This is a genomic window from Planctomycetaceae bacterium, from assembly GCA_041398785.1.
Taxonomy (GTDB): Bacteria; Planctomycetota; Planctomycetia; order Planctomycetales; family Planctomycetaceae; genus JAWKUA01.
Genome location: JAWKUA010000006.1, coordinates 199,615 through 222,224 on the forward strand (window position 1 = coordinate 199,615; position 22,610 = coordinate 222,224).

16 protein-coding genes are annotated in these 22,610 nt (G+C 59.7%); 2 read left to right on the forward strand and 14 right to left on the reverse strand.

The window, feature by feature from the left end; genetic code table 11:
* Positions 1-105: 105 nt before the first annotated feature.
* On the forward strand, positions 106-3,429 hold the full coding sequence (locus R3C19_09280) for an SUMF1/EgtB/PvdO family nonheme iron enzyme (protein ID MEZ6060540.1): 3,324 nt from the start codon (positions 106-108) through the stop codon (positions 3,427-3,429).
* A 305-nt stretch (positions 3,430-3,734) separates the two neighbouring features.
* On the opposite strand, the gene R3C19_09285 is transcribed toward R3C19_09280, so the two are convergent.
* Positions 3,735-4,154 (reverse strand): YkgJ family cysteine cluster protein, encoded by a 420-nt coding sequence (locus R3C19_09285; protein ID MEZ6060541.1) that lies wholly within the window; start codon positions 4,152-4,154, stop codon positions 3,735-3,737.
* A 419-nt stretch (positions 4,155-4,573) separates the two neighbouring features.
* Between R3C19_09285 and R3C19_09290 the strand changes: the two genes are divergently transcribed.
* On the forward strand, positions 4,574-6,871 hold the full coding sequence (locus tag R3C19_09290; protein MEZ6060542.1) for a TolC family protein: 2,298 nt from the start codon (positions 4,574-4,576) through the stop codon (positions 6,869-6,871).
* Here R3C19_09290 and R3C19_09295 read toward each other — a convergent pair.
* From R3C19_09295 to R3C19_09355, 13 genes are all read right to left on the reverse strand, one after another.
* Entirely contained in the window at positions 6,864-8,171 is a 1,308-nt protein-coding gene (locus R3C19_09295; GenBank protein MEZ6060543.1) for a glycosyltransferase family 4 protein, read from the reverse strand. The two genes, R3C19_09290 and R3C19_09295, sit on opposite strands and share 8 nt — an antisense overlap.
* A gap of 21 nt (positions 8,172-8,192) precedes the next feature.
* The gene (locus R3C19_09300) at positions 8,193-9,146 is read right to left on the reverse strand and encodes a CBS domain-containing protein (GenBank protein ID MEZ6060544.1); all 954 of its coding nucleotides are present in this window, start codon (positions 9,144-9,146) and stop codon (positions 8,193-8,195) included.
* Between the two features lie 336 nt (positions 9,147-9,482).
* Positions 9,483-11,666 carry a vWA domain-containing protein gene (locus R3C19_09305; protein MEZ6060545.1) on the reverse strand — a complete coding sequence of 728 codons (2,184 nt, stop codon included), beginning with the start codon at positions 11,664-11,666 and terminating at the stop codon, positions 9,483-9,485.
* Positions 11,667-11,788: 122 nt separating this feature from the next.
* Positions 11,789-13,861 (reverse strand): BatA domain-containing protein, encoded by a 2,073-nt coding sequence (locus R3C19_09310; GenBank protein ID MEZ6060546.1) that lies wholly within the window; start codon positions 13,859-13,861, stop codon positions 11,789-11,791.
* An 87-nt stretch (positions 13,862-13,948) separates the two neighbouring features.
* Positions 13,949-14,503 carry a hypothetical protein gene (locus R3C19_09315; protein ID MEZ6060547.1) on the reverse strand — a complete coding sequence of 185 codons (555 nt, stop codon included), beginning with the start codon at positions 14,501-14,503 and terminating at the stop codon, positions 13,949-13,951.
* Positions 14,504-14,707: 204 nt separating this feature from the next.
* Entirely contained in the window at positions 14,708-15,601 is an 894-nt protein-coding gene (locus tag R3C19_09320) for a DUF58 domain-containing protein (protein ID MEZ6060548.1), read from the reverse strand.
* A 146-nt stretch (positions 15,602-15,747) separates the two neighbouring features.
* Entirely contained in the window at positions 15,748-16,125 is a 378-nt protein-coding gene (locus R3C19_09325; GenBank protein ID MEZ6060549.1) for a transposase, read from the reverse strand.
* Positions 16,126-16,328: 203 nt separating this feature from the next.
* Entirely contained in the window at positions 16,329-17,357 is a 1,029-nt protein-coding gene (locus R3C19_09330; protein ID MEZ6060550.1) for a MoxR family ATPase, read from the reverse strand.
* A 61-nt stretch (positions 17,358-17,418) separates the two neighbouring features.
* Entirely contained in the window at positions 17,419-18,924 is a 1,506-nt protein-coding gene (locus R3C19_09335; protein ID MEZ6060551.1) for a hypothetical protein, read from the reverse strand.
* Between the two features lie 136 nt (positions 18,925-19,060).
* Positions 19,061-19,741, reverse strand: coding sequence for a hypothetical protein (locus R3C19_09340; protein ID MEZ6060552.1), 681 nt, complete (start codon positions 19,739-19,741; stop codon positions 19,061-19,063).
* Complete coding sequence (locus R3C19_09345; protein MEZ6060553.1) at positions 19,633-20,583, reverse strand: hypothetical protein; 951 nt, start codon at positions 20,581-20,583, stop codon at positions 19,633-19,635. The genes R3C19_09340 and R3C19_09345 overlap by 109 nt, the downstream gene beginning before the upstream one ends.
* Before the next feature lie 177 nt (positions 20,584-20,760).
* Positions 20,761-21,051 (reverse strand): hypothetical protein, encoded by a 291-nt coding sequence (locus tag R3C19_09350; GenBank protein MEZ6060554.1) that lies wholly within the window; start codon positions 21,049-21,051, stop codon positions 20,761-20,763.
* Positions 21,027-22,436 carry a hypothetical protein gene (locus R3C19_09355; protein MEZ6060555.1) on the reverse strand — a complete coding sequence of 470 codons (1,410 nt, stop codon included), beginning with the start codon at positions 22,434-22,436 and terminating at the stop codon, positions 21,027-21,029. The genes R3C19_09350 and R3C19_09355 overlap by 25 nt, the downstream gene beginning before the upstream one ends.
* Between the last annotated feature and the right edge of the window lie 174 nt (positions 22,437-22,610).

Sequence of the window (22,610 nt, forward strand, 5' to 3'; positions counted from 1 at the left end):
ATGAGCGAATCGGCGAACGAAAATCGCACGTTATCCGGAAGTGTTCTTTTTGCTGAGGGGCTGATCGCGGTCCCCGGCTGACGTTTCGCTTTCAGGTCGCTTGCCATGAGTGAAGAATCGATTTTCGCCGAAGCCGTCCGAATCGACTCGCCGCAGGAACGGGACAAATTTCTGACAGCCGCCTGTTCGAACGACGCTTCGATGCAGGCTCGCGTGCGACAGTTGTTGCGTCTGCACGAAGACGCGGGCAGTTTTCTGGAAAAATCACCCGCAGCCGCGGCCGGGGACGCCACAGTGGTCTGGCGCGACACCCATGACGATGGCATGAATTCCGGCGGGCCGTCGGCGGCCCGTGCTGCGTTCCCACACATCGATCTCAGCTTTCTGACGCCATCGGACAAGGAGGGTTGCCTTGGAACAATCGGTCAATACGAAGTCGTCGGGATCGTTGGCGAAGGAGGCATGGGGATTGTCTTCAAAGCGTTCGACACGCGATTGCATCGCACCGTCGCACTGAAGTTTCTGTCGCCACAGCTTGCAGCGAACGCCAACGCTCGTCGTCGGTTCCTGCGTGAAGCTCAGGCCGCAGCCGCGGTTGTGCATCCGCATGTGGTGACCATACATGCGGTCGATGATTCTTCACTGCCATTTCTGGTGATGGAATTTATTGGCGGGCTGTCGTTGAAGGATCTGCTGGAAAGAGACGGAGCGCTGCAGGTCAGAGAAATCCTGCGTATCGGATCGCAGCTGGCGTCCGGACTGGCAGCGGCTCATCATCAGGGACTGATTCACCGGGACATCAAGCCGGGAAACATTCTGCTGGAGAACGGCGTTCAGCGGGTCAAGATCACAGATTTCGGTCTCGCCCGGGCGGCCGACGATGTGAGTATGACACGAACCGGAGAAGTTGCCGGAACGCCCCAGTACATGTCACCGGAACAAGCTCGCGGCGAACAGATCGACCAGCGGAGCGATCTGTTCAGCATGGGCAGCGTGCTGTACGCAATGTGTACCGGCCGCGCGCCGTTCCGAGCGGACACGACAATGGGTGTGCTGAAGCGAGTCTGCGATGACGCCCCTCGGCCGATTCGCGAAGTCAACGCCGAAATTCCGGACTGGCTGGAAGCGTTCGTCGGCAGGCTCCTTGAAAAATCTCCGAAAAACCGCATCCAGACCGCCGCTGAAGCAGGTGACGTGCTGGCTCATTATCTGGCCTGCGTACAGCAGCCATCGCAGGTGGTTCGACCAATATCGCCGATCGCTCGACAGCAAAAGAATTCGAAGCGGTCGACCGCCTCTGGCTGGCTGACGGCGCTGCTTCTGATCTTTGTCCTGCTGCCGTGCATTGCTTTCTGGAAGTTGTATCCGGCCCCGAAAGTGCCAGGAGAAGCGGACGGGGCTGGCTCCAGCGGAGTTACTCTTCCGGTCGCCTCACCCGTTCCTCCGCTGCCGCCTGAGGGGCGCGCCGAGCCGGAAGAGATCGCACTGACGTCGACAGCTCCGCCGGTTGCCGTGCTGCCTTTCGATTCCGCAACCGCCCGGCACCATCAGCAGGTGTGGGCCGATTACCTTGGAGTTCCTGTCGAATACAATGTTTCGCTCGGGATGACGTTCCGGCTGATTCCGCCCGGTGACTTCATGATGGGTGAAGGTGCCGGCTACATCGATCGAAATCTGCAATTGGCTCCGACCGACCCGTATTGGCAATTCATCATTGGTGCAAGCGGCCCGGTTCATCGAGTTCGAATCACAAGACCGTTCTACATGGCGACAACCGAGGTCACCGTAGAGCAATACCGCCGCTTCGTCGAACAATCCGGCTATGTGACGGTGGGCGAGCAACTGCATCCGAACGATCGAAACTGGCGCAAGCTTTCGGAAACCAGTTCGGACAGAAATCCCGTCGGCTATCTCACCTGGAACGACTGCAAGGCTCTCTGTGACTGGCTCAGTCAGAAGGAAGTAGCCGAGTACGATCTGCCGACGGAAGCTCAGTGGGAGTTTGCCTGCCGTGCCGGCAGCAACAGCCGCTGGTGTTACGGCGACGAACCGTCAAAGCTGTCCGATTATGCGTGGTTCGGCAAGTCCATCGACACCCCCATTGCCGAAGTCGGCGGTCGCCGGCCGAACGCGTTCGGGCTGTTCGATATGCACGGCAACGTCAGTGAATGGTGCCGCGACTGGCATCAGCGCGACTTCTACACTCGCGGCCCGGCGGTCGATCCGTTCTGTTCCGATGAATGGAAGAGCCCGGATGTCCGCAGCCAGGTGCTGCGAGGCGGAGCCTGGGTGCATCAAGCGGAATTTGTATCCAGCGGCTGTCCGCGTCACTACGCGCCGGATGTCAACTTTTCTTATCCCGATCACGGGTTCCGACCGGTAATGATCGCTGATCTCAGCCGAGGTTCCCACTTCCCGGCGCGTGCAGAGGCGTCGGAAATGCTGCTTTCAGAGCCACTGGATTTCTTTGGTTCGACGCTGGATGCCGAGCTGGGCGTGCATGCTCTGCAGGTAACGCCGGATGGTTCTCAAGTCGTCACTGGACACTACGATGGGCAACTGGCCGTATGGGACATCGCTTCCCGCCGCGAAGAACGAGTGATTGATGCTCACGACGCCACCATTCAGGGCCTCATTCTGCTGGACGGAGGACGGAGAGCAGCGACTGCCGCGGAAGACGGCACCATTCGGCTGTGGGATTTGACGACAGGCGAGCGGCTGCAGGAATTCATTGGTCATCAGGCTCGGACGGACAGCCTGGCAGTACTCGCCGACGCCAGCGTGCTGATTTCGGGGAGTGCGGACCACACAGGTTTTTCTGAACACCTGATTCGCAAGTGGAATATCAACACCGGCGAACGACTCGGTGAATTCGGCGAGACGACGGGAGTGACCGTTGAGATGGCGGCGCTACACGAAAAGCTTGTGACGCTCGACAATCGTCCGGGACGACTGATGGAATGGGATGTGACGTCCGGTGAACCTCTGCACGTGGTGCGACTGGAGTCTCCCAGCTGTATGGCGGTCTCTGCATCGGGCAGATATGCCGTCGTGGGCCACGCCGTCGAATCGGCGGAAACGCAGGAGCGCTGGGATAACCCCGCCTGTGTGCTGACACTGATCGACCTGACTTCGTGGCAAACGGCCCATGTGTTTCAGGGACACCGCAGCCCCGTCGCGGGAGTTGCGTTCTCGCCGGACGAAACGCACATCGTTTCGATTTCGGGAGGCGGGTTCACGTCGACCGGCGAGTTTCTGGACGGCGCGGATTCGTCAATCAGAATGTGGAACGTCGTGACAAAGTCCGAGGTTGCGCGCGTCGACTGCGACGACCGATTGCTAAACGTCGCTTTTCACCCGAAAGGCAGCAGCTTCATCACCGGCGGCACCCACCATCTTCGCCAGTGGTCATTTCAGAACGTGCGATAACGGTTGTCCGACTGCCGGAACAGCGCGGTCGCCGGATCCATTCCTGACGACGCCAGGCGACCGCATCTTGGGGAGCGCAAACGGTTCTGACACCGTTTGCGCTCCCCCTACCTTTTGCGGTCACCTGTACGTCCTGATCATCCATGCCGGCAGACGAAACAAACGAACCCTGCGGCGGATTGGTTTGGGGCTCGGCGCGAATGATCACCATTGTTTGCCCGTAGACGCGGGAAGTCAGGATCAACAGGCCGGCAATCAGCAGCAATCGAGGCATTGGAATTGTTCTGTGGGTGACAAATCCCGGTTTAGCTGACGGAAACCACCGGCAGACTGACGGGGTCCTGCGGCCGGCGGCGCGGGCGCGGGGGCATCACGGCGCAGGCGTATTCCCAGATCTGTTCGGGAGTTTCGAACAGTTGCTCATGGGCTGCGTCGCTTTCGTATTCGCAGTCGTCGGTCGTGTACGATCGGCAGATGCGCGGCCGGGTTTCGTAGGCCCCGCAGAAGTTGTCCGGCTGCAGGTGCTGACACGCCGCGTGAACCATCAGATACCACGAACCGTCGTCGACGAAGATCGACACAGGGCCGTGCATCATGTACCAGCGGATGTGATCGAAGTCGTCCCAGTCTTCCGGCGTTTCGATCGGAAGAGCGAAGTAGCGGCAGCATTTTCCCGTGCAATACGCACACAGCACTTCGCCTTTCGGCAGTTCTTCTCGCTTCATGGTGACTCATGGCAGCAAAGGGATGGCGGAATGGCACGGCACAACACGGCGGCGTCAAAGCACGAAAGGCATCGTAGCGAATCGGGGACGATCGGGAATCTGTCCGGCCAGCCGAGTCCGCTGGGTCGGAAACAACGGCGTCAGACGCGCAGTTCCAGTCAGCGGTTTCCTTAGGCCATCGCATTTCGGCGAAACCTGCCGGTCCGGTTGTAGTGGTTATCCCTGTTCTGCGGATGCAGCAAAGTTTGGCACATATTGTGACGATACCGATTATGACGGCTTCTGTGGTCGGCGAGTACAGCGGGCTGTCGGTGCGCGGACCCGCCGGGAAGCGGACTTTTCCGGGAACGTGACACTCAATGCGTCGGCAGATCATCGCAGAAGTCGGCCACGCCATCGGTTTGGGGGAGTAACTGCTCGTGCAGAAAACCCGCGTCAATTGGACGTCCGCGCTGCTGCTGTGCACAGTTGTGCTGCAGGGGTGCGCGGGCCCTGATGCGCGGCTGCAGTATCTCTGGGGCGAAGAACACAAAGCGCTGTCATATTACCGCGACTACGCGTCGGCCGTTGAGTACCCGACGTTTCAGGAATCGGAGCCGACGGACCAGTCGCTGTTCAACGCCCCGCGCGGCATCAACAGCTTCGACAAGCTGACCGACCGTGAAGTCTATCTGAATGAATGCATTCGGATGGCACTCGAACAGGCGACCATTCTGCGTGACGACGGCAGCTTCGGGTCACCTGGGAATCCGCTGATGTCGCGACCCAATCAGGTCGCATCCACGTACGACCAGGCCATTCAGAACACGGGATTTCTGTTCGGCAATCGCGGCTATGAAGCGGCTCTGTCGGACTTTGACGCGCTGCTGACAACCAGCATGACGTGGGGCCGTTCGGAAGAAATTCAGAACGCGATCAACTCCGGCGTACCCGCGGGTGCCACGCTGGTGGGCGAGACCGCCGCGTATTCCACTCGCATTGAAAAGCCGCTGGCGAACTCCGGTCAAATTGCCGTCCAGAATGACTGGAACTACAGCGGCAGCAACAGTTCGCTGCTGCGGTTTCCATCGGTCTATACGGGATTCCTGCAGGCCGAATACCGCCAGCCGTTCCTTGCCGGTTCCGGAACCGAGGTGACGCGGATCGCCGGGCCGCTGAGTCAGAATCTGCGCGGCGTTTCGGGAGTTTCCCAGGGCGTGCTGATCTCCCGGATCAACTCCGACATTTCATTGACGGACTTCGAACAGTCCGTCACGTCGATGGTTCGCGATGTCGAGCGGCTCTACTGGGATCTGTATCTGAGCCTGCGGCTTTACGATTCCGAAATCGACGCGTTCAAGGATCTGCTTCGATACTACAACGATCTGAGAGATCGCGATGAATCCGGGGATGCTCAGACGCTGGCGCTGTCGCGCATCTACGAAGCGGAAGCACGCATCAAGGGTTCGCTGGCGGACATGATGAACTTTGAAGCCCGGCTGCGACGTCTGATCGGACTGCCGCTGAACGATGGCACGTTTCTGTATCCGGTGGACACACCGTCCGAAGCTCAGCTAAAGCCCGACTGGGAAGCTTCGCTGACGGAAGCTCTGTCAAATCGCCTGGAGCTGCGGCGCCAGAAATGGGAGATTCGCAGTCTGGAACTTCAGCTCAGCGCCGCCCGAAACCTGGCCCGGCCGCGATTCGACTTTGTATCGCAGTACCGCGTGAATGGTTTCGGCGACAACCTGGACGGCGGCAAGGAAGGCATCGGGAATGCTTTGGATACGCTGACCGGCGGAAATCAGACGTCGTGGAATCTGGGATTCCAGTTTTCGATGCCGCTGGGCCTGCGACTGGCCCAGGTCCAGGTGCGCAACTACGAACTGCGTCTTCAGAAAGCTCGCGCCGCCCTGTCACAGCAGGAACGGGAAATCGCGTACGAACTTTCAAATGCCATGCTGGAAATGGATCGCTGGTACAACCTGGCCGACAGCACGACACGACGAATTCGAGCCGCCGACGACGCCGTTGTGCTGACGGAAGAACGGTATGAGATTGACGGCCGCCCCGTTCAGGCACTCGACCTGCTGCTGCAGAGAAAGATTCAGCAGCGCGACGCTCAGCAGGCCTACGTCCGCAGCGTTGTCGAATACAACAAGGCCATCACGGACATGAATTTCCGCAAGGGCGTGTTGCTGACCAACAACGCTGTCTATCTGGCCGAAGGCAACTGGCATCCGGCCGCCTCGCCGTTTGCGAAACAGCGGGCGGTTGACCGGACTCACGCTCAGGACAACCACAGACTGCAGACGGAACCGATCGACTTTGTCGCCGGCCCTGCTGCGGTAAGCTGGGAGTCGCTGAATACCGAAACACGTCCATCGTACCCCGGTGCGGACGGCACGGCGTCGAGTCCCGAGGCGGCGCCGGCACACGTGCCGGACGTTCCGGATACGCTGGAACTCCCGCCGGACGATGCGGACAAAATCCCTGCCGAAGATCTGCGGCTCAATCCTCCGCGGCCGGACCGGAATCCGAAAACACCAAAACCGAACGGTTCGCCCGATGTCGCGAAGTCTCGGTCGAAGTCAGCGCCGAAGACCAGCGGAATTCTGCGGGGACACAATCAGGTCCTGAAGCGAGTGACCGGCGTCGCATCGGAAATCCAGAGCGATGCCTCGACAATCCGCAAGGCGATTTTCGACGGACGGCCCGGCAAGGCACGCTTCAATTAAGCGACAGCAGCGTGTCGCTGAGAACGCTGGCCGTTGACTGCAGTCCGAAGTGGCTCTCCACGGCCGTCGCCAGCACCTGCGGCAGTTCGCGACCGGCTGAGGCAGACATCGTGTCACTTGCCGCGCGGAGAGCCTTTTCCAGCGACGACGGGTCGTCGTCCGAAACCAGCGTGCCGTGACCAAGCCTGGCAATCAGTTCCGGAAACGCGCCGTGTTCGGGAACGACGGCGGGAATTCCAAGCAACCCCGCTTCCAGAACGTAAAGCCCTTTCGGTTCGCGGTACACGGTCGGCACGCAAAGCACGTCCATCATCGACAGAATTTCAAACTTCTGCTGCCGAGTCGACGGACTGCCCAGCCATTGGATTCGGTCGGCACCGGCCTTCGTCTGAGCTCGCTGCAGCAGTGTTTGAAACCAGCTCTTCTGCAATTCGCCAAGGTATCCAGCGATCAGCACCTGAACACCGGGCATCGACGGCAGCAGACGTTCTGCCGCCTGCAACAGTCGATGGACGCCCTTCTCCGGGCAAATGCGGGCGAAATATCCAATCGTAAACCGGCTGGTGTCCGTTGCCCCGATCCGTCGTTCGCGCAATTCGGACAGGAACGCTTCATCGGTATCAATGCTGAGCGGGATGGTGCGAAACCGATCAACGTCCAGCGACAGGTAGTCGCTCATGTGATTTCGATAGTACAGACTGTGTGTCAGAAACCCGTCGAACGCGATGCAGTTGCTTCCGATCAGAGCAATCGCGTCGCGCTTCCAGCGATCACTGAGAGCGTCCAGAAAGATGTCGTCGCCCTGAAACAGACACAGGATCCTGCCGGAGAACTTCGGTCGCAGCGCGCTCAGGACGCCGGACAGCAGCGCATTGCTGAACAGAATCATGTCCGGCTGCAGTTCACCGCAGAGGTAGCTGACCAGTTCGTCGATTTCGCGATGCTGCGGCCCGTGACTGCCGGCCAGCATGTCCAGCGTCAACGGGCCAAGCTTCGACGCGTCCGTGGATCCCGCTCGCCGAGTCAGTTGACGCAGAATCGACGGACGGTTCAGCCAGTGAATCATCCAGCCGGGCAGGCGTCCCCACCCCGGCAACAGGGAATCCAGGTACACGTTGATCCCGCCCAGAAACACACGGCGAGTGCTGACGTTTTCTTCGTCAACGCGAATGGGCGTGTAGGTGGGCACCAGCACGGCGTCATGGCCCGCAAGTCGCAGCGATCTCGCGAGCGTGTTGTCCTGCATGCACGAGCCGCAGAACATTCCCGCGCCACCGGCAGTAATGATGGCGATCTTCATGGAACGATGCTGTTCGCCACCTCAGCTCAACATGGCCAGTTCACGGTCTTCACGCACGGAACTGAGATACAGCGGCTGTGGACCGGTCCCTTCGGGAATCGGCGCGGGAAAGTACCGCTGAACGGCTCGAAGCAGGTCGCTGCGGCTGATCTGGCCGACCAGAGTTCGGTGATCCAGCACAGGCAGCTGCCGAGCCTGCGAGTGAATGAACATCTGCGCGATCGTCAGGACGTCAACCGCCGGACTGATCGAAGGGACATCCCGATTCATCCACGTTTCCACGTCAGCCTTCAGCGCCGCGTGACCGGAATTTGCCGGATTCCTGGTTGCCTTCAGCGGCGTTCGGCTGCATTCCACGGCAGCCACCAGAGCATCGCGCCGACTGACTTCACCCACCAGTCGCCCTTCCCGCACGACCATCAGGCGGCGAAGTGTCGAATGCTGAAAACGATCCAGAATTTCGATCATCGTGGTGCCTTCCGCGATGCAGCGATCCGAACCGTCTTCCATCCAGGCCGTGACTTTTGATGACGGCATCTGTTCCCAGCACAGTCCGATGAAGACCTGCATGGCGGACTTTTCGGAGAACACGCCCAGCAGAGTTCCACCGGGTGTCACAACGGGAGCTCCCGATGCCCTGCCGCGAAGCAACATGGCAACGGAATCGAAAACATCCTGATCCGGTTTCAGGACCAGCGTCGGCGGCTGCATCACGTCAGCCGCAACCAGCAGTCTCAGACAGGTTTTCGCGTCCAGCGGACCGTCGTCGCTGTTGGCATCCGCCAGATCCATCGCCGCGATGGCCGTCCTTTCGGAAAACTGCCCGACGAAATGTCCGCGACTGGTCAATACCGGCATGCAGGAGACTCTTCTTGCCACCATGCAGTCGATGGCGTCCAGCACATGCTGCGCCGGGCCGGCGGTGGCAAGCTGCCGAGTCATGATTTCCGAGGCAACAATCGTTGATGTGTCCATGCGACCGCCTCACAAGGTTTTGATGCGGAAATGCGGTCATCGCTGACCGAAACGGGCCGCCGGCCGCGCGCATGACGTTCACGAACAGTCACATCGCACGCCGATCGATCCAACCCATTATGGTCGCAGGCCGAAGCCCGATGCTCAATCGGCTTTCGCCTGCTTTGCGGTCACTTCGGCCGTTTGTCCGTTTCTGCGGATTCCGGAATTGCAGTGACGGCCGCGGGTGATCCGAGGCGGTTGTCGTCAAACGGACTGGTCTCAGGCGCTCCGGCTCGTGGCACAGGGCGGGCGCACCAGCAATAGGCACGCCAGCGTTCGCCGCGGACCGGTCTTTCAGGCCAGTCCCGCCAGCTTTCGTCCGGTCCAGAAGACGCCGAGCAGCACGACCAGAAGTCCTCCCCACGCGGGATGACTCCACAACCGCACGCGGCGCACTTCGCCGTCGGGTTCCGGCATCTCGGCGATCTGGTCGACCAGCGACTGAACGTCCTCCAGTTTTGTTAACTGCCCGCGACTGATTTCCGAAACTTCCTTCAGCACGTCCGGACGAGTCGGCTGGCCGACGCGTTCACGTTCCTGTCCCTGCACGGAGATGTTCGTTTCAAGACGCGACCCCGTTTCCGCGCAGGTTGTGACCAGTTGATACGTGCCGCCTTCCTTTGGCGTGAAGGTGCCGGTAAACAGACCCCACGCATCGTCACCGGCGGTCGCCAGCCGAACAGAATCCGTCTGGCCCGACGGCGTGATGACCTGGACAACAACCGTCCCGTCGCGCAGCGGTTCCCCGGTGGAACTCATCACATTGGCGTTCAGCGTCAGCACGTTGTCGGCTTCCGGCCGGTCGGGCGAATAGAACAGTCGCATCGATTCGCCCTGTGACATATTTCGCTGGTACGCCATCCAGCGAACAACCTGCCCCCAGAATCTGTAGTGGTACAGATCTTCGACTCCGCGGCGCCAGCGCCAGGCACCGTCGGTTCCCATGAACAGCACCTTTCCCGTGCCGAATGTCCGCGTGGCGATCAGCGGGACTCGGCCGAACCGTGTCGATTCTGAATCGTGAGTCGCCAGCACTTCGCTGCCGATCTTTGCCCGCTGTGAAGCCGCGTACCATTGATAACCGGGCAGGTTGCGCCAGACCTGTTCGTTTTCTTCGTCACCGGGTTCCAGTCGGGTCAGCAGACTGCGTCGGCCGGATTCGGTCAGCGAGTAGCGAGCCGGTCGCGTCAGCCCCACACCGCGCGGCTGAGCGGTGTCCGGCACCACGGGATACAGTTCTTCCAGCACAGTTGTCAGCAGCGTTGCCTGACGCCCGCGCAGGCCCGGCAGAAACACCAGACCTCCGGCGTGGCTGCGGACAAGCTGCCGCAGGTGTTCGCAGTTTTCGACGGATAACTGCGTTGATTCGACGCCAACGTCTCCCAGAAACACGACGTCGAAATCGAACAACTCCTGTTCACCGGGAAACGCGTCCAGATAGTTGCGACCGCCGCCCACGGATTCAATATCCGGATGAAACAGCAGGCAATAAACGTCGGCACCGGGATCGCGTTCCAGAGCATTTCGCAGGTAGCGATATTCCCATCGCGGATACGATTCCACGATCAGCACCTTCAGTTCTTCGTTGCGAATCGTGATGGGAAACGTCAGCGAATTGTTGTCGGTGATCGTTTCCGCGTCGTCGACGGGAATACTGATTGTGATTTCGTAGTCGCCGGTTTTCGCGGGCTGCCATTCCAGCGTGTCCTGAAGCTGACCCATGCCCGAAACGCGAATGGTCTTTTCAACGTTATCGCCGCGAGTGCCGGTCATGGTGACGGCGATGTCGCGATCGCGCGGCAGCCAACTGACAATTCGAAACGGGATTCGCAGCGTCTTGCCGACAACGCCGAACGTAGGAGCGTCGGAGCTGACAAGTTCGACGTCGGGAAGTCGGTCTTCGCTGCCGATCGAAACGGAGAACACGGGAACATTCTGCATTCGCAGCCGTGTCGCGGCCGCGTTCGGAGCGACGCCTGTGTTCCAGTCACCGTCAGACAACAGCACGATTCCGCGCAGATTGGTGTGGCGATCGGCCGTGTTCTGCAGCGCCGCGTTCAGGTCCGTTCCCTTGTCCGCCGCAGCCAGATCGGAAGAAAACGGTTCCACGACAACATCCATTCGCTGTGCCACCGGCCCCCAGAACTCCGGAGCAATCAGGGGCGTCACCGCGTCAAGTCGCGTCGACGGCTGTTGAGCGGCCTTCGCGGAATCCAGCACGTCGCGCGTCGTCATGCTGCCCGATGTGTCGTGCAGCACGACAAGAGTCGGCTGTTGTTCCGGACGAATCTCCCGCACGAATTCCGGCTGATTCAGCGTGAACAGCACCAGTGCAATCAGTCCGAACCGCAGACATTCCAGCAGCCCCATGGACCGCGCGAAGTTGCTGCGTCGCCAACTGACGAAACAGCACACCGCCGCCGCCGCGAGGACAAGCACGGAAACGACAAGAGTTGTGGCGGTCCAGTAGAAAGTCATTGGGGGAGTAAACAGTAAACCGGGAATAGTAAATAGAACCGAGGTTCCGGCGAGCCGCGAGACGTCAGTCCGCAGTCACCGGCGTCGATCGCGGACTGACGTCGCGCGGCTTGCCAAAAGTTTCATGCCGCCGATGTCTTCTCCTGTGTCATTTGGGAAAACGGCCAGCCGCGACGATTTCTGCGAACCTGCCGGTCTTCTTCCGCGGCCTCGATTTTCTCCGGAACACAAAGCACCGCTTCGGCCATCAGAGCAACAATCATCAGGATCAGAAACGTCCTCCACACTTCACTGGCCAGCGCCAAAGCGCTTCCTGCGTCGTCGTCGATGCGAGTGTAGTCCAGTCCTTCCAGCGCCTTCTTCAGCGGTTCCTCACCGACCACTTCCGTTAAGTCTTCCGCAGACGGACGGTTGACGGCCAGCAGTGCATCGTCCGTTTCGTACAACCCGGTTGTCAGCCCGCGGCGGGATAGCAGGGTTTCGGCGGAATTCTTATCAAGTGGCTTCCACTGTCCGCTGTCTTCGGAGGCGAACTGTCCGGCGACAAGCTGCCGAGCCGCTCCCAGTGAAGCCGCACCGCGAGCCAGTGCTCGCTGAATCAGCACATAGAAAACGATGCCGTTGTCGACCAGGTTGGAATGCTCCGCGGTTGGCAGTGTGGCACAGAAGTAGGCCGCTCCGTGATCCGAAAACGCTCGCAGCAGCAGCGGCCCGGCGCCTTCCAGTTGAGCCAGCACCGTCGACTGAACGGATTCCATCCCGCAGTGCCGGTCGACCAGAACCTGCCCGACGGGAAGCGGTGATCCGCTTTGCGTGTTGGCAAGCAGATCCGCGTCGGTCCGCCACCGCGATACGGTCACGTGCTGACCGGCTTCGGCCTGTTGCCAATTCGTCCACGACGCTTCGAAAAGTACGTTGCCGCCCGGAGCCTGCGGCGGGAAGAACAATACTGTCCGGCCGGATGCCACGAAGTCCTGCAACTGCTGAGCGAGCACTCCGTCGGGAATGGCGGCCTGCCAGATCACCAGAGCCGTTTCGTTCCACGGAATCGCCGCGGCCTGCGATGTCGTCATCACTTCGGCGTCGTAAATCAAATTGCGGTCCGAAGGTGTTCCCGCGGCAATCCGCAGCAGCTCGGCGACATCAGGCTCGTCCGAAACGACGACTGCCTTCTGCACTGCCGGTTCCGCGTAAACGAAGCCGCATGAGTTGTCCGCGGCGTTGGCATCGCGCGGCAGTTCGATCCGTCCCCAGCCTCGTTTCGATTCCCGATCGATGGGAATTGCATGACCGTTGCGGATGAATTGATTCCCCGTCATTTCGACGTCCAGTGTCGAGCGTGCTCCGTCAATTACAAACGTCAGCGGAACGACCTTCACCGCATCCCCCGACTCGGCCGCCGGCAGGGTCCGCGTGATCTGCAGGTCCATCACGACTTCCGCTCCTTCGATGGTTTCACGGCGATGCACTCCCTGCACGCTGACCGCCAGATTGTCTTCAGCAACGTCCGGATAGGTCAGCAGATATAACTTGACGCCTTCCCGTTCGGAAAGCTGACTGCGGATGGCTTCCCAGCGACCGCCGGTCGGATTCCAGTCATTCTGCCTCAGGTCGGAGCAGACCCAGACATCGGTGCGGCCGGTTTCGTTGTCGACAATATACTCCGCCACAGCCTGCATCAGTGAAGGAATGTCAGCGGCGGTCGACGTCGGCTGCGTTTCCGGCAGGTCGATCAGATCCGCTGCCGACGGGATCTTCAGTGGTTCGGTACCCGCGCTGTCGAACAGCAGCAGTTGAGTATTCCGTCCGGTGTTTTGAATCAACTCGGACAGCTTCAGCAGTGCTGCTTCGCGTTTGGAACGATTGGTCCGAAAGTTTTGTTCTTCCATGCTGACCGATCGGTCGAGCACCACGATCGTCGTGTCCGGTGCGCCTCCGGCAGTCAGCCCCAGCCAGCCTCCGGCCATCGGACGGCTGACCGCAAAGATCAGCCCGGCAATGGCCAGCATGCGAGCCAGCATGATCAACAGATAGCGCAGTCTGGCCATGCCGCGAGCCATTCGTTTGGCCTGCAGCAGAAACATCGTTGCCGCCCAGTTGATCGTGCGATGCCGGTTCTGATTGATGAGATGAATCAGAATCGGCAGCCCGAGCAGCGGCAGAGCAAACAGGATGAAAGGCTGAAGAAATGTCATGGAACGTGTTTCACAGGAAAGGCATTGCCGCAGCGTTTGGGAGGGCGAGGCTCCCGCCGAGCCGCGAGCGCGCCAGGGGCGAACGGTTTACTCCCATCGAAATTCAAAAACAGTGCCCTGATGTGGCCAGTCATCCGGGTGCCCGACAAGCCTGTGCCGCACCGGATTCCATCGTACGTATTCCCATTTCTCGTCGTACTGCTGCCACGTTCGCAACCGCCTGTCCCAGTCGTTGCTTTGCCAGCGATGGGTCGAAATCTGATGCCGCTTCGTGAATTGTGATTTCCAGAAGCGCACCCAGTTCTCGTATTCGATCGCTGAGCCGGTGTACGCAGCGAAAAAGTGAATGTGATCCGGCATGATCATGTAGCGGCCCATGAGCCAGGCATCAGCGTCCTCCCATATGTCGTGAAGAATCTGATGAACGGAATGATCGGCGAGCCAGCGGCCCCGTTTCTTAGTGCATACCGTGTCGTAGACGATGGTGGGCGTTCCCTCAATCAACAGGACACCGCTGGCCGGACGACGACGGTAGTGCAAACCGCTCTCACGTGCGTCGTGCTTTGTGCAGCCGTCCTGAGGGGCACGGCTGGACTCCCGACGAACCAGACTTCCGCGTTCGAACACGTCTTTGTCTTTCATGATACCGGTCTTCCTGGTCAAAACACTTCCAGCAATGTTGCAAGACAGCCGATCCGTCATAGAACCCGGGTTGCCCGGCAGTTCAGCGGAAATTCGAAACCGCGAAGCTCCCGCAGAGCGGCGGCCGTGTATGACATCCGTTGGCACACGCGGCTCAGCAGGAGCTTCGCCCTCCCAATGATACGTGAATCCAGCGACCTGTATTCATCGTGCGCGAGCCAGCAGGAATCTTGCCAGGACGTCGGCGTAATCTTCTTCGATACTGACGCGGTGGTAATCGACGGCTGAGTCGCGAACGACGCCTTTCAGTTGTTCCAGGTATTCCTGAACGGCGGCTCGATATTGCTTCGCCATCATGGTCGGGTCGACCAGCAGCGGAGCTCCGCCTTCCAGATCCACGAATCGCATCGGCCGGTCGAATTCGAAATCGATTTCGTTCTGTTCCAGCAAATGGAACACGGCCACATCATGTTTGCGAAACCGCAGATGCTGAAACGCACTTTTCAGCGTTTCCGGATCCATGAACAGGTCGGAAATGATGACCACCAGTGCTCGCTGAGCCACTTTTTCGGCCGCGCGGTGCAGAGCGTCGGGCAGGCCCGTTTCGCCGTCGGCTTCCATGGCTCCGAGTTCATCGAGCACGTATTTCAGATGAGCACCGCTGCGCTTGGCTGGAATCTCCCGGCGAAAATCTTCACCGGCGCAATACAGGCCAACGGCGTCACCCTGGCTGGCGGCGACATAGGCCAGAGTTCCGGCGAGCCGGCGCGCATAATCCAGTTTTGTGGTGCCGGGCTCAGCGGTTCCGTTCGGGCCGAATTTCATGGAACCGCTGACGTCGATAATAAGACAAAGGCGCAGATTGGTGTCGGCTTCGTATTCCTTGATATAGAACCGATCGCTGCGTCCCCATGCTCGCCAGTCCAGTCGCCGTGTGTCGTCGCCGGGGACGTATTTGCGATATTCGGAGAATTCCAGGCTGGAACCCCGCGTGGGACTGCGATGCCGCCCGGACACGCTGCCCACCATCGGCAGGCGAGCATCCAGCGGCAGCCCGCCCAATCGTGACACAACATGTGGGTCGATGAAATCACGCATCCGTTATGCCGTCAATAGATTTGGTGGTACCAGCGAGGCACCCAATTTGTTGTTTGCCGCGAAGCGGCTGTAGCGCGTAGTCGTGGGCGTCAGCCCACGGATCAGATTCAGCCAACACCGCCAAGCCGCGAATGCGGCGACAGCGTCTAACCGTGGTGCTCCTGCTCAAACAGATAGCGTGGGTCAAAAATAATTTCGTGACGATTCAAAAACGACACGTATTCCTGCTCAAATGATTTCCGACGATGGTGTTCCTGTTGGTTTCGAACGTAATCCTGAACAGAATCCGACTGCGAATAGCTCACGGTGAATGCTGAGTATCCCTTCTGCCACTCGAATCTGTCACGTGCCTCCGGCAGTTCGTTAATCCATTTCGAGGCGCTGGCCTTGATGTCGCGGATCGTGTCCGACACAGCCCTGGTGGGGTGAATGTCTGATAAGACGTGAAGGTGATCCTCAATCTCGCCAATTTCGACTAGATGCCCATTCTGTTCCCGGATGATGCCTCCAATGTATTGGTACAGTCGCTCCTAGAACTCGGGTCTGATCGTCTTTCGGCGGTATTTGGTTCCGAAGATGACGTGGTATCTGAGTTTTGTGAAGGAGCTCATTTCCGTGCCGCCCTGGCTTTCGCCGCATTCGCGGCTGCATGTTGTAGACGATTCGTTTCCGTGGGCTCGCGCCCACGGCTACGCGCTGCCACCGCTTCGCGGCTGAACTGCACGCATCAGCCGGTTGTCTCCGCATTCAGTTCGTCCACCAGTCGCTGAACGACGTGTTCGCTGCGGATTCCTTCGGATTCGGCGTTGAAGGTGGTCAGAACACGGTGACTTAAGACCGGACGGGCAACGGCCAGGATGTCTTCCAGGCGAGCCATATAGCTTCCGGTCAGAGCCGCGCGGGATTTGGCTCCCAGAATCAGATACTGCACGGCTCGCGGACCGGCTCCCCACGACACCAGCGGTTTCAGCCAGTCGGGAGACTCATCGGTTTTGGGTCGGGTTCGACGGACCAGATCCACCGCGAATTCGTAAATGTGCTGCGGTACGGGAACGCGTCGAACCAGTTCCTGAAACCGGATCACGGACTTCGCGTCCAGAATGTGAGCCAGTGCGGGCAGAGACGCGCCGGTTGTGGTACGCGCAATCTCGATTTCCTCCTGTCGCGTCGGGTAGTCGACGTTGATGAGGAACATGAAGCGGTCCAGTTGTGCTTCCGGAAGCGGGTACGTGCCTTCCTGTTCGACCGGGTTTTGAGTCGCCAGCACAAAAAACGGAGGCTCCAGCGTGTATGGCCGGCCGACAACCGTGACGCGATGCTCCTGCATGGCCTCCAGCATCGCGGCCTGAGTCTTCGAGGGCGCTCGGTTGATTTCGTCCGCCAGCACGATGTTGGCAAACACCGGGCCTTTGACGAATTCAAACTCGCGGCGGCCTTCCTGAGTTTCCTGCAGAATATCCGTGCCGGTAATGTCCATCGGCATCAGGTCGGGCGTGAACTGAATGCGGCTGAACTGCAGCGACATGGTTTCCGCCAGCCGGCTGACCAGCAGAGTCTTCGCCAGACCCGGCACTCCCATGAGCAGCGAGTGGCCCCGCGCGAACAGGCAGATGGCCAGTTGTTCGATGACGTCGTCCTGACCGACGATAATCTTTGCCAGTTCGGATTTCAGCCGTCGGTAGAGGTCGCGCAGTTCATCGATCGCCGCAACATCATCGGAGTGCATTTCGGTCGCGGCGGGAGTGGTTGTTGACATGTGGTGTCCGGTTCATTGGAAGGAATTCGGTGCAGGCTGAGACGGTCGTGCGACGTGAGCCCTATTGCGGCAGGTTGAATCCGATCTGACCTCCGCCTTGGATCGTCAGCATGACGGTATTGCCCGCAACCTGGAACTGAGTCTGAAGATTCTTCCAGGCGGCTTTCTGCGGTTCTGTCAGAACGGCGGCAAGATCGTCGTCCGAAATCCGGAACAGCGGAACGACCAGAAGTTCCATGTCCCCGAAATACGGCTGAGTCACCTTCACGGTCGCCGGCAGAGACTTGTCGACCAGCACCTTCAGGTCTGCCCGCTGATCCGCGGACAGCCAGAGTTCTCTGTCCAGCATTCCGGTCACGTGGCCCACCAGCGCGTCACGGCGAAACTCAGTCCGTTCGCTGCGAACGCCGGACGAATCCAGCTTTTCGACCGCGTGCAGCCACAACTTGTTTTCGTCCAGCTTGTCGACGTCCGGCAGATTCATGGCGAACGAAAAATCCTGCCCGGCGAACTGTTGAACGAACTGCTTTTCCCATTCCTTCAATTGAACGCGGGTCTGTTTCTTCCATTCGGCGATGCACTGAGACGCTGCGCCCTTTCCGGCGATTTCCAGGTGCCGCGCCTGATCGGGCGTGAGCTTCAGGATCTGCTCCAGCCAGGAGACTCGCACGGCGATCGCGCGGGCAAACCGGTCCTGCTGTCCCGCAACGGCGTCGTCGAGCTGCTTGTTCCAGGCTTCGAAGCCGGCGCTGGTGGAAATCATCAGGTATTGTTCGTTCCCGTTCGTCTGAACGACGTCGGCAAGCCGCTGCCGCTGCACTTCCGACAGAAGTGTCTTCGGCAGCCGTGTCACGATGTCGTTCAGGGACGCCATGGGCAGGTAATATGGCGTAGCGTTGAAGGCAAACTGCCCGTCGAACGCAGCGATACCGTCTTCGATCGCAGCGGACAAATCGTCGCGCTGATCGGGAGTCAGAAACAGTTCGTGATCAAACAGGGTGATGGCGTACTTCAGGTCCATCACATCGATCGCCAGCCTGCGATCTCTGAACACGTTCCGGCGTTTTTCGCTGGTCAGCACGCCGGTCAGAAAGGTGGGGACACCGCGACTGTTAAGAAATTCCGCAGCGCCGTCCTGCGTCGTGAAAATGATTGGTGTGTAATCCGAAACGGGCTGACCACTGTTCGGCTTCCAGTTTTTTCCCAGCTGCTGCAACTGGTCCTGCAGAGCCGTGTGCAGTCCCGACTGCTCGCTTTCAGTCAGTTCCAGCGTGCGAGCTGCCCAGTCCTGAAACGCATCGGCGTACGTTTTCAGGCGTTCACGGCGGGCAGCAACTTCGGCCTCGGTCGGTTCGAAGGCAGCTTCTTCCGGAGGCGCGAACTCCATCAGGATTGCATCGTGAATGTGGTCGTGATCATCGCCCGTGACCTCACCGACGATCTCTCCCACAAGTTCCGCCAGCTTTTCCAGTGCGCTGTCCTGAGCGGCGCGGACGCTGCCCGCAAGACACACCGATAATATCACGACGGCTTTCAGCAGTTGCTGCATGCGCTGGTTCCGATACATGCGATGAAATCCTGTCCTGCCAGGCGGCTTCGAGACGAACGAAGCCCTTACGTGACACAATCCGCGGCAAGTTTCCGCGTGTTTGGCCCGTTTCACAATTCTGACCTGCCCCGGCGGCAAATTCGTCTGCAAAAGCTTACGGCGGCAGGGCAAAATGAAACTGGTTCCCGTTTTGCGTATCCATCAGCACAGTTCTTCCGTTGACCTGAAACTGGTTTCTGATCTCCTGCCACGCGGCCTGTTGAGACTTCGTCAGCACTTGCGAGACATCGTCATCTGCGATTCCGAACAGCGGGATCACCAGTAGCTCGACCTCCTTCAAGTACGTCTGACGCGGTCGAAAGGACTCCGGCAGCGATTCACGAACCAGCGCCTCCAGCGGCTCGCGCTGATCCGCCGTCAGCCAGAGTTCCTTGTCCAGCATGGCCGTCAGGTAGCGAGCGACCGCGTCGCGCTGGAACCTTGAGCGTTCCTGCTGCACACCTGCGGTGTCGAATTTCTGCACGGTGTGCTGCCACAGATTGTTCTGGTCAAGTTGTTCCGTGCGTGGAAGACTCAGACCATAGCGGACATTCCTCCCGGCAAACTGTTGCGCGGCACGGTCCTTCCACCGATCGAGACTTCGACGAGTCTGCTCCTTCCACTTCGCCACACATTGCGTGGCCGCTCCCTTGCCGGCCACTGTCAGATGCCGTGTCTGCTCCGGTTTCAGGTCAAGCGTCTGTTGCAGCCAGGAAGTTCGCAGCTCCGACGCCAGAATGAACCGGTCGCGTTGTTCGTCGACAGCCTCGTCCAGAACGCTGTTCCACTGGTCCATGCCGTCGCTGGTGGAAAAATACAGATTTCCTGCCGCGATTCCGCCAGCAGAGAGTCATCATGAAGCTGCCGCTGAACGTCCGTCAGGATCGAATCGGAGATCAAATTCAGCGAGTACGCCAGCGACCTGAACTTGAAGTAACTCGTCGAACCCGGACTGAAGGCAAACAGCCCTTCTTCCAGAGTGTCGGCTTCAATCCTGTTGCTCAATTCGTCGCGAATTTCCGTCCGCTGTTCGGAAGTCAGGAACAGCTCTTCATCGATGAGGCTGATGGCGTAGTCCATGACCATTGACCGAACCCACTCACCGCGTTCCTCAAGAGCGGCCGCCAGCGATATCTGATGATCCTTCGCAAGATCGTCGTTCAGCATTGTTCCCACACGACTACGGTGGAGAAACTCCGCCGCTCCGGCGGACGACGTAAACGCCACGGGAACGAAATCGGTAATCGGTCCGTTTCGACGATTTGCGTTTCTCGTCCACACATCCTGAGCCCGCCGGATCTTGTCACTCAGGACATCGCGCAGCCGGGCCTGTTCGTCATCGGATAGTTCACCGACCTGAACCGTCCAGTCCAGAAACGCGGCGGCGTGAGCTTCCAGGCGTTTGCGTCGAGCGTCGACTTCCTGAACCGGCGGAGGCGGAGCGACTTCTCTCATGACAGCCGGCGCCATTCGGACGGCCGGACGAACAGGAGGGCGCTGCCGGTTGACTCCGTCGACGACCTCGCCAATCAGGTCCGCCAGCTTTTCGAGAGCGCTGTCCTCCGGCGCGGCCTGCGCGTCGGAGGTCGTGGAAATGCCAGCCACGGCCGCCAGCAGCAGTGTCAGCACACGCTTCATTCCGAAACTCCGGTCAGAGGGGATGGCTGTCGTTTTGAATGATTGTCGCCACGCGGTTCCGTACTGCACCGAGGCCTCGCAGGCCCGACCCCTGCCCGGCGATGCCCTGCAGGGTTCCGCGATTGTCGGACTGACGCGGGACAAAGGCAATCCGCTGCCGCAGCAATTTCGCTGTCGTCATCGGTCAGGCAGCGTCAGCGTGACGTCGTGAGAGTCATTCGTTCTCAGGGAAACGTTATTTCCTTCGCGTTCGAACTGATCCTGAAGTGTTTTCCAGACAACCTGCTGCGGCTCCGTCAGCACGGCGGACAGTTTGTCGTCGGGTATCCGAAACAGCGGCACGACCAGCAGCTCCAATTCCCGGACCGGCGGCTGACGAATGGTGATGACGTCCGGAAACGCGGCATCCACGAGCGTCCGCAGCGGCTCCCGCTGATCCGGCGTCAGCCAGAGTTCCCTGTCCAGCATCGCCGTGACGTAGCTGACGGCGGCCTGCCGCTGAAAAGGACGAGGATTCCGAACCGCAGCCGTCCGGGCGACCACTGCCACGGTGTGCTGCCAGAGTTTCTGATCGTCGACGGCATCAAGCGAAGGGCCGCGAATGTGAAGAGTGTGTACCGCAAACCAAAATGAATCGCCACAAATCCAAAGGTCCTCTGTTCCCGAGTAAACCCATGATGTTCAAGAAGTCCTGACTTCCAATCTGCCAGACATTTCTCGGTCGCTCCTTTCCCCGCCACAACGAGTTTTCTCCTGGCCTGCGGGGACAGATCCCATCTTGCTTCCAGTGCGGCGACCTTCCTTTGAACGTCGGCATCAAACTGTTCGCGAAGTTCAGGTAAGGCACCAATGATTTGAACCTCCAGCCGCCGCATGCCCTTATCGAAATCTGTCGGGGGATCACTATCGATGTTGAGCCGAACGCGAGTTTGCCTGGCACCGTCTTCTTTCGGTCGTGGCGCAAGGTAGTTCAGAACGCCCTGCTGTCCGGGTGTCAAGACGTCGCCGGCAAGATTGTTCAGCAGCAGGTCCAGTGAGCGCTGCCCGAGCGGTGCCTGTTCACCGTGAAAGACGAACAGTCCCGCGTCCAGATCCGCCAGACGGTGATGCACGTGCCCGATGCGGTCGCGAAGCGCTTCGGAAAACGGACCGTATTGTTCCGGCGTCAGACGGATTTCTTCGTCCACCAGGCTGACGATGTACTGCAGATTCGCGGCTCGAATGAAGTCCCGGCGTTCGTCCAGCAGGGTGACAAAATCCGTGTGCTGTTTCTCCGTCAGCACACCCCGGGTGATCTGTGTCACGCGACTGCGAACCAGGCAGTTCCAGGTCGTCGCATCCTGAGTGAACATCAATGGAGCACAATCCGGAAGCAGCCGCGCAGGACCATTGCGGTTTTCTGCGACATTCTCGCGAAGGGACTCCAGCTTCTCCTTCAGGATCTCGTCCACACGGTCACGCTGCACGGGCGACCAGCCACACAACTGGTCAGTCCACTGCCGAAAGGCCGCCGCATGCACCTGCAAGCGGTCGCGACAACCGTCGACGTCCGGCGTCACCGGCTCTACGTCAGCCGGTGCGGCACCAAACCGATCCGGCGGCTTCAGGATCTCAGACCACCGCCTGACAACGATCCCCTGCCGGCGAAGCTGCATCACTTGCTGCATTGCGGCCAGGCGCGCCGCTGCTGCCTGCTCTTGCCTCTCCTGCAGTTCTTTCTGCAATCTTTCGCGAGCTTCACGCAGGTCGGCCTCAGCGTCTTCGGCCTGCGGCTGATCATCCTGCGCGAACGCCGTGCCGGGCGTTGTCGCATTGATAAACGTAAGCAACAGCAGTCCCAGGAGTGGTTTCATCGGAAGACTCCCTGACGAACACGGCATGCCTTTCCTGTCACGGACCCGAAGCGCGTCGGGACGGAGGGTGACTCACGGCGGATGCCCGAATAACGTGCCAGGACGCGAACTTCCCGCGGTCCGGCAACCGATCGACGACCACTTTCCAGACAGAATGCTAGACAAAATGTCATT

What these genes read in the sequence shown, in the direction of transcription:
- R3C19_09280 (MEZ6060540.1), top strand. Translation starts at nt 106, where the DNA reads ATGAGTGAAGAATCGATTTTCGCCGAAGCCGTCCGAATCGACTCGCCG.
- R3C19_09285 (MEZ6060541.1), bottom strand. Translation starts at nt 4,154, where the DNA reads ATGAAGCGAGAAGAACTGCCGAAAGGCGAAGTGCTGTGTGCGTATTGC.
- R3C19_09295 (MEZ6060543.1), bottom strand. Translation starts at nt 8,171, where the DNA reads ATGAAGATCGCCATCATTACTGCCGGTGGCGCGGGAATGTTCTGCGGC.
- R3C19_09300 (MEZ6060544.1), bottom strand. Translation starts at nt 9,146, where the DNA reads ATGGACACATCAACGATTGTTGCCTCGGAAATCATGACTCGGCAGCTT.
- R3C19_09305 (MEZ6060545.1), bottom strand. Translation starts at nt 11,666, where the DNA reads ATGACTTTCTACTGGACCGCCACAACTCTTGTCGTTTCCGTGCTTGTC.
- R3C19_09310 (MEZ6060546.1), bottom strand. Translation starts at nt 13,861, where the DNA reads ATGACATTTCTTCAGCCTTTCATCCTGTTTGCTCTGCCGCTGCTCGGG.
- R3C19_09315 (MEZ6060547.1), bottom strand. Translation starts at nt 14,503, where the DNA reads ATGAAAGACAAAGACGTGTTCGAACGCGGAAGTCTGGTTCGTCGGGAG.
- R3C19_09320 (MEZ6060548.1), bottom strand. Translation starts at nt 15,601, where the DNA reads ATGCGTGATTTCATCGACCCACATGTTGTGTCACGATTGGGCGGGCTG.
- R3C19_09330 (MEZ6060550.1), bottom strand. Translation starts at nt 17,357, where the DNA reads ATGTCAACAACCACTCCCGCCGCGACCGAAATGCACTCCGATGATGTT.
- R3C19_09335 (MEZ6060551.1), bottom strand. Translation starts at nt 18,924, where the DNA reads ATGTATCGGAACCAGCGCATGCAGCAACTGCTGAAAGCCGTCGTGATA.
- R3C19_09340 (MEZ6060552.1), bottom strand. Translation starts at nt 19,741, where the DNA reads ATGGACCAGTGGAACAGCGTTCTGGACGAGGCTGTCGACGAACAACGC.
- R3C19_09345 (MEZ6060553.1), bottom strand. Translation starts at nt 20,583, where the DNA reads ATGAAGCGTGTGCTGACACTGCTGCTGGCGGCCGTGGCTGGCATTTCC.
- R3C19_09350 (MEZ6060554.1), bottom strand. Translation starts at nt 21,051, where the DNA reads ATGCTGGACAGGGAACTCTGGCTGACGCCGGATCAGCGGGAGCCGCTG.
- R3C19_09355 (MEZ6060555.1), bottom strand. Translation starts at nt 22,436, where the DNA reads ATGAAACCACTCCTGGGACTGCTGTTGCTTACGTTTATCAATGCGACA.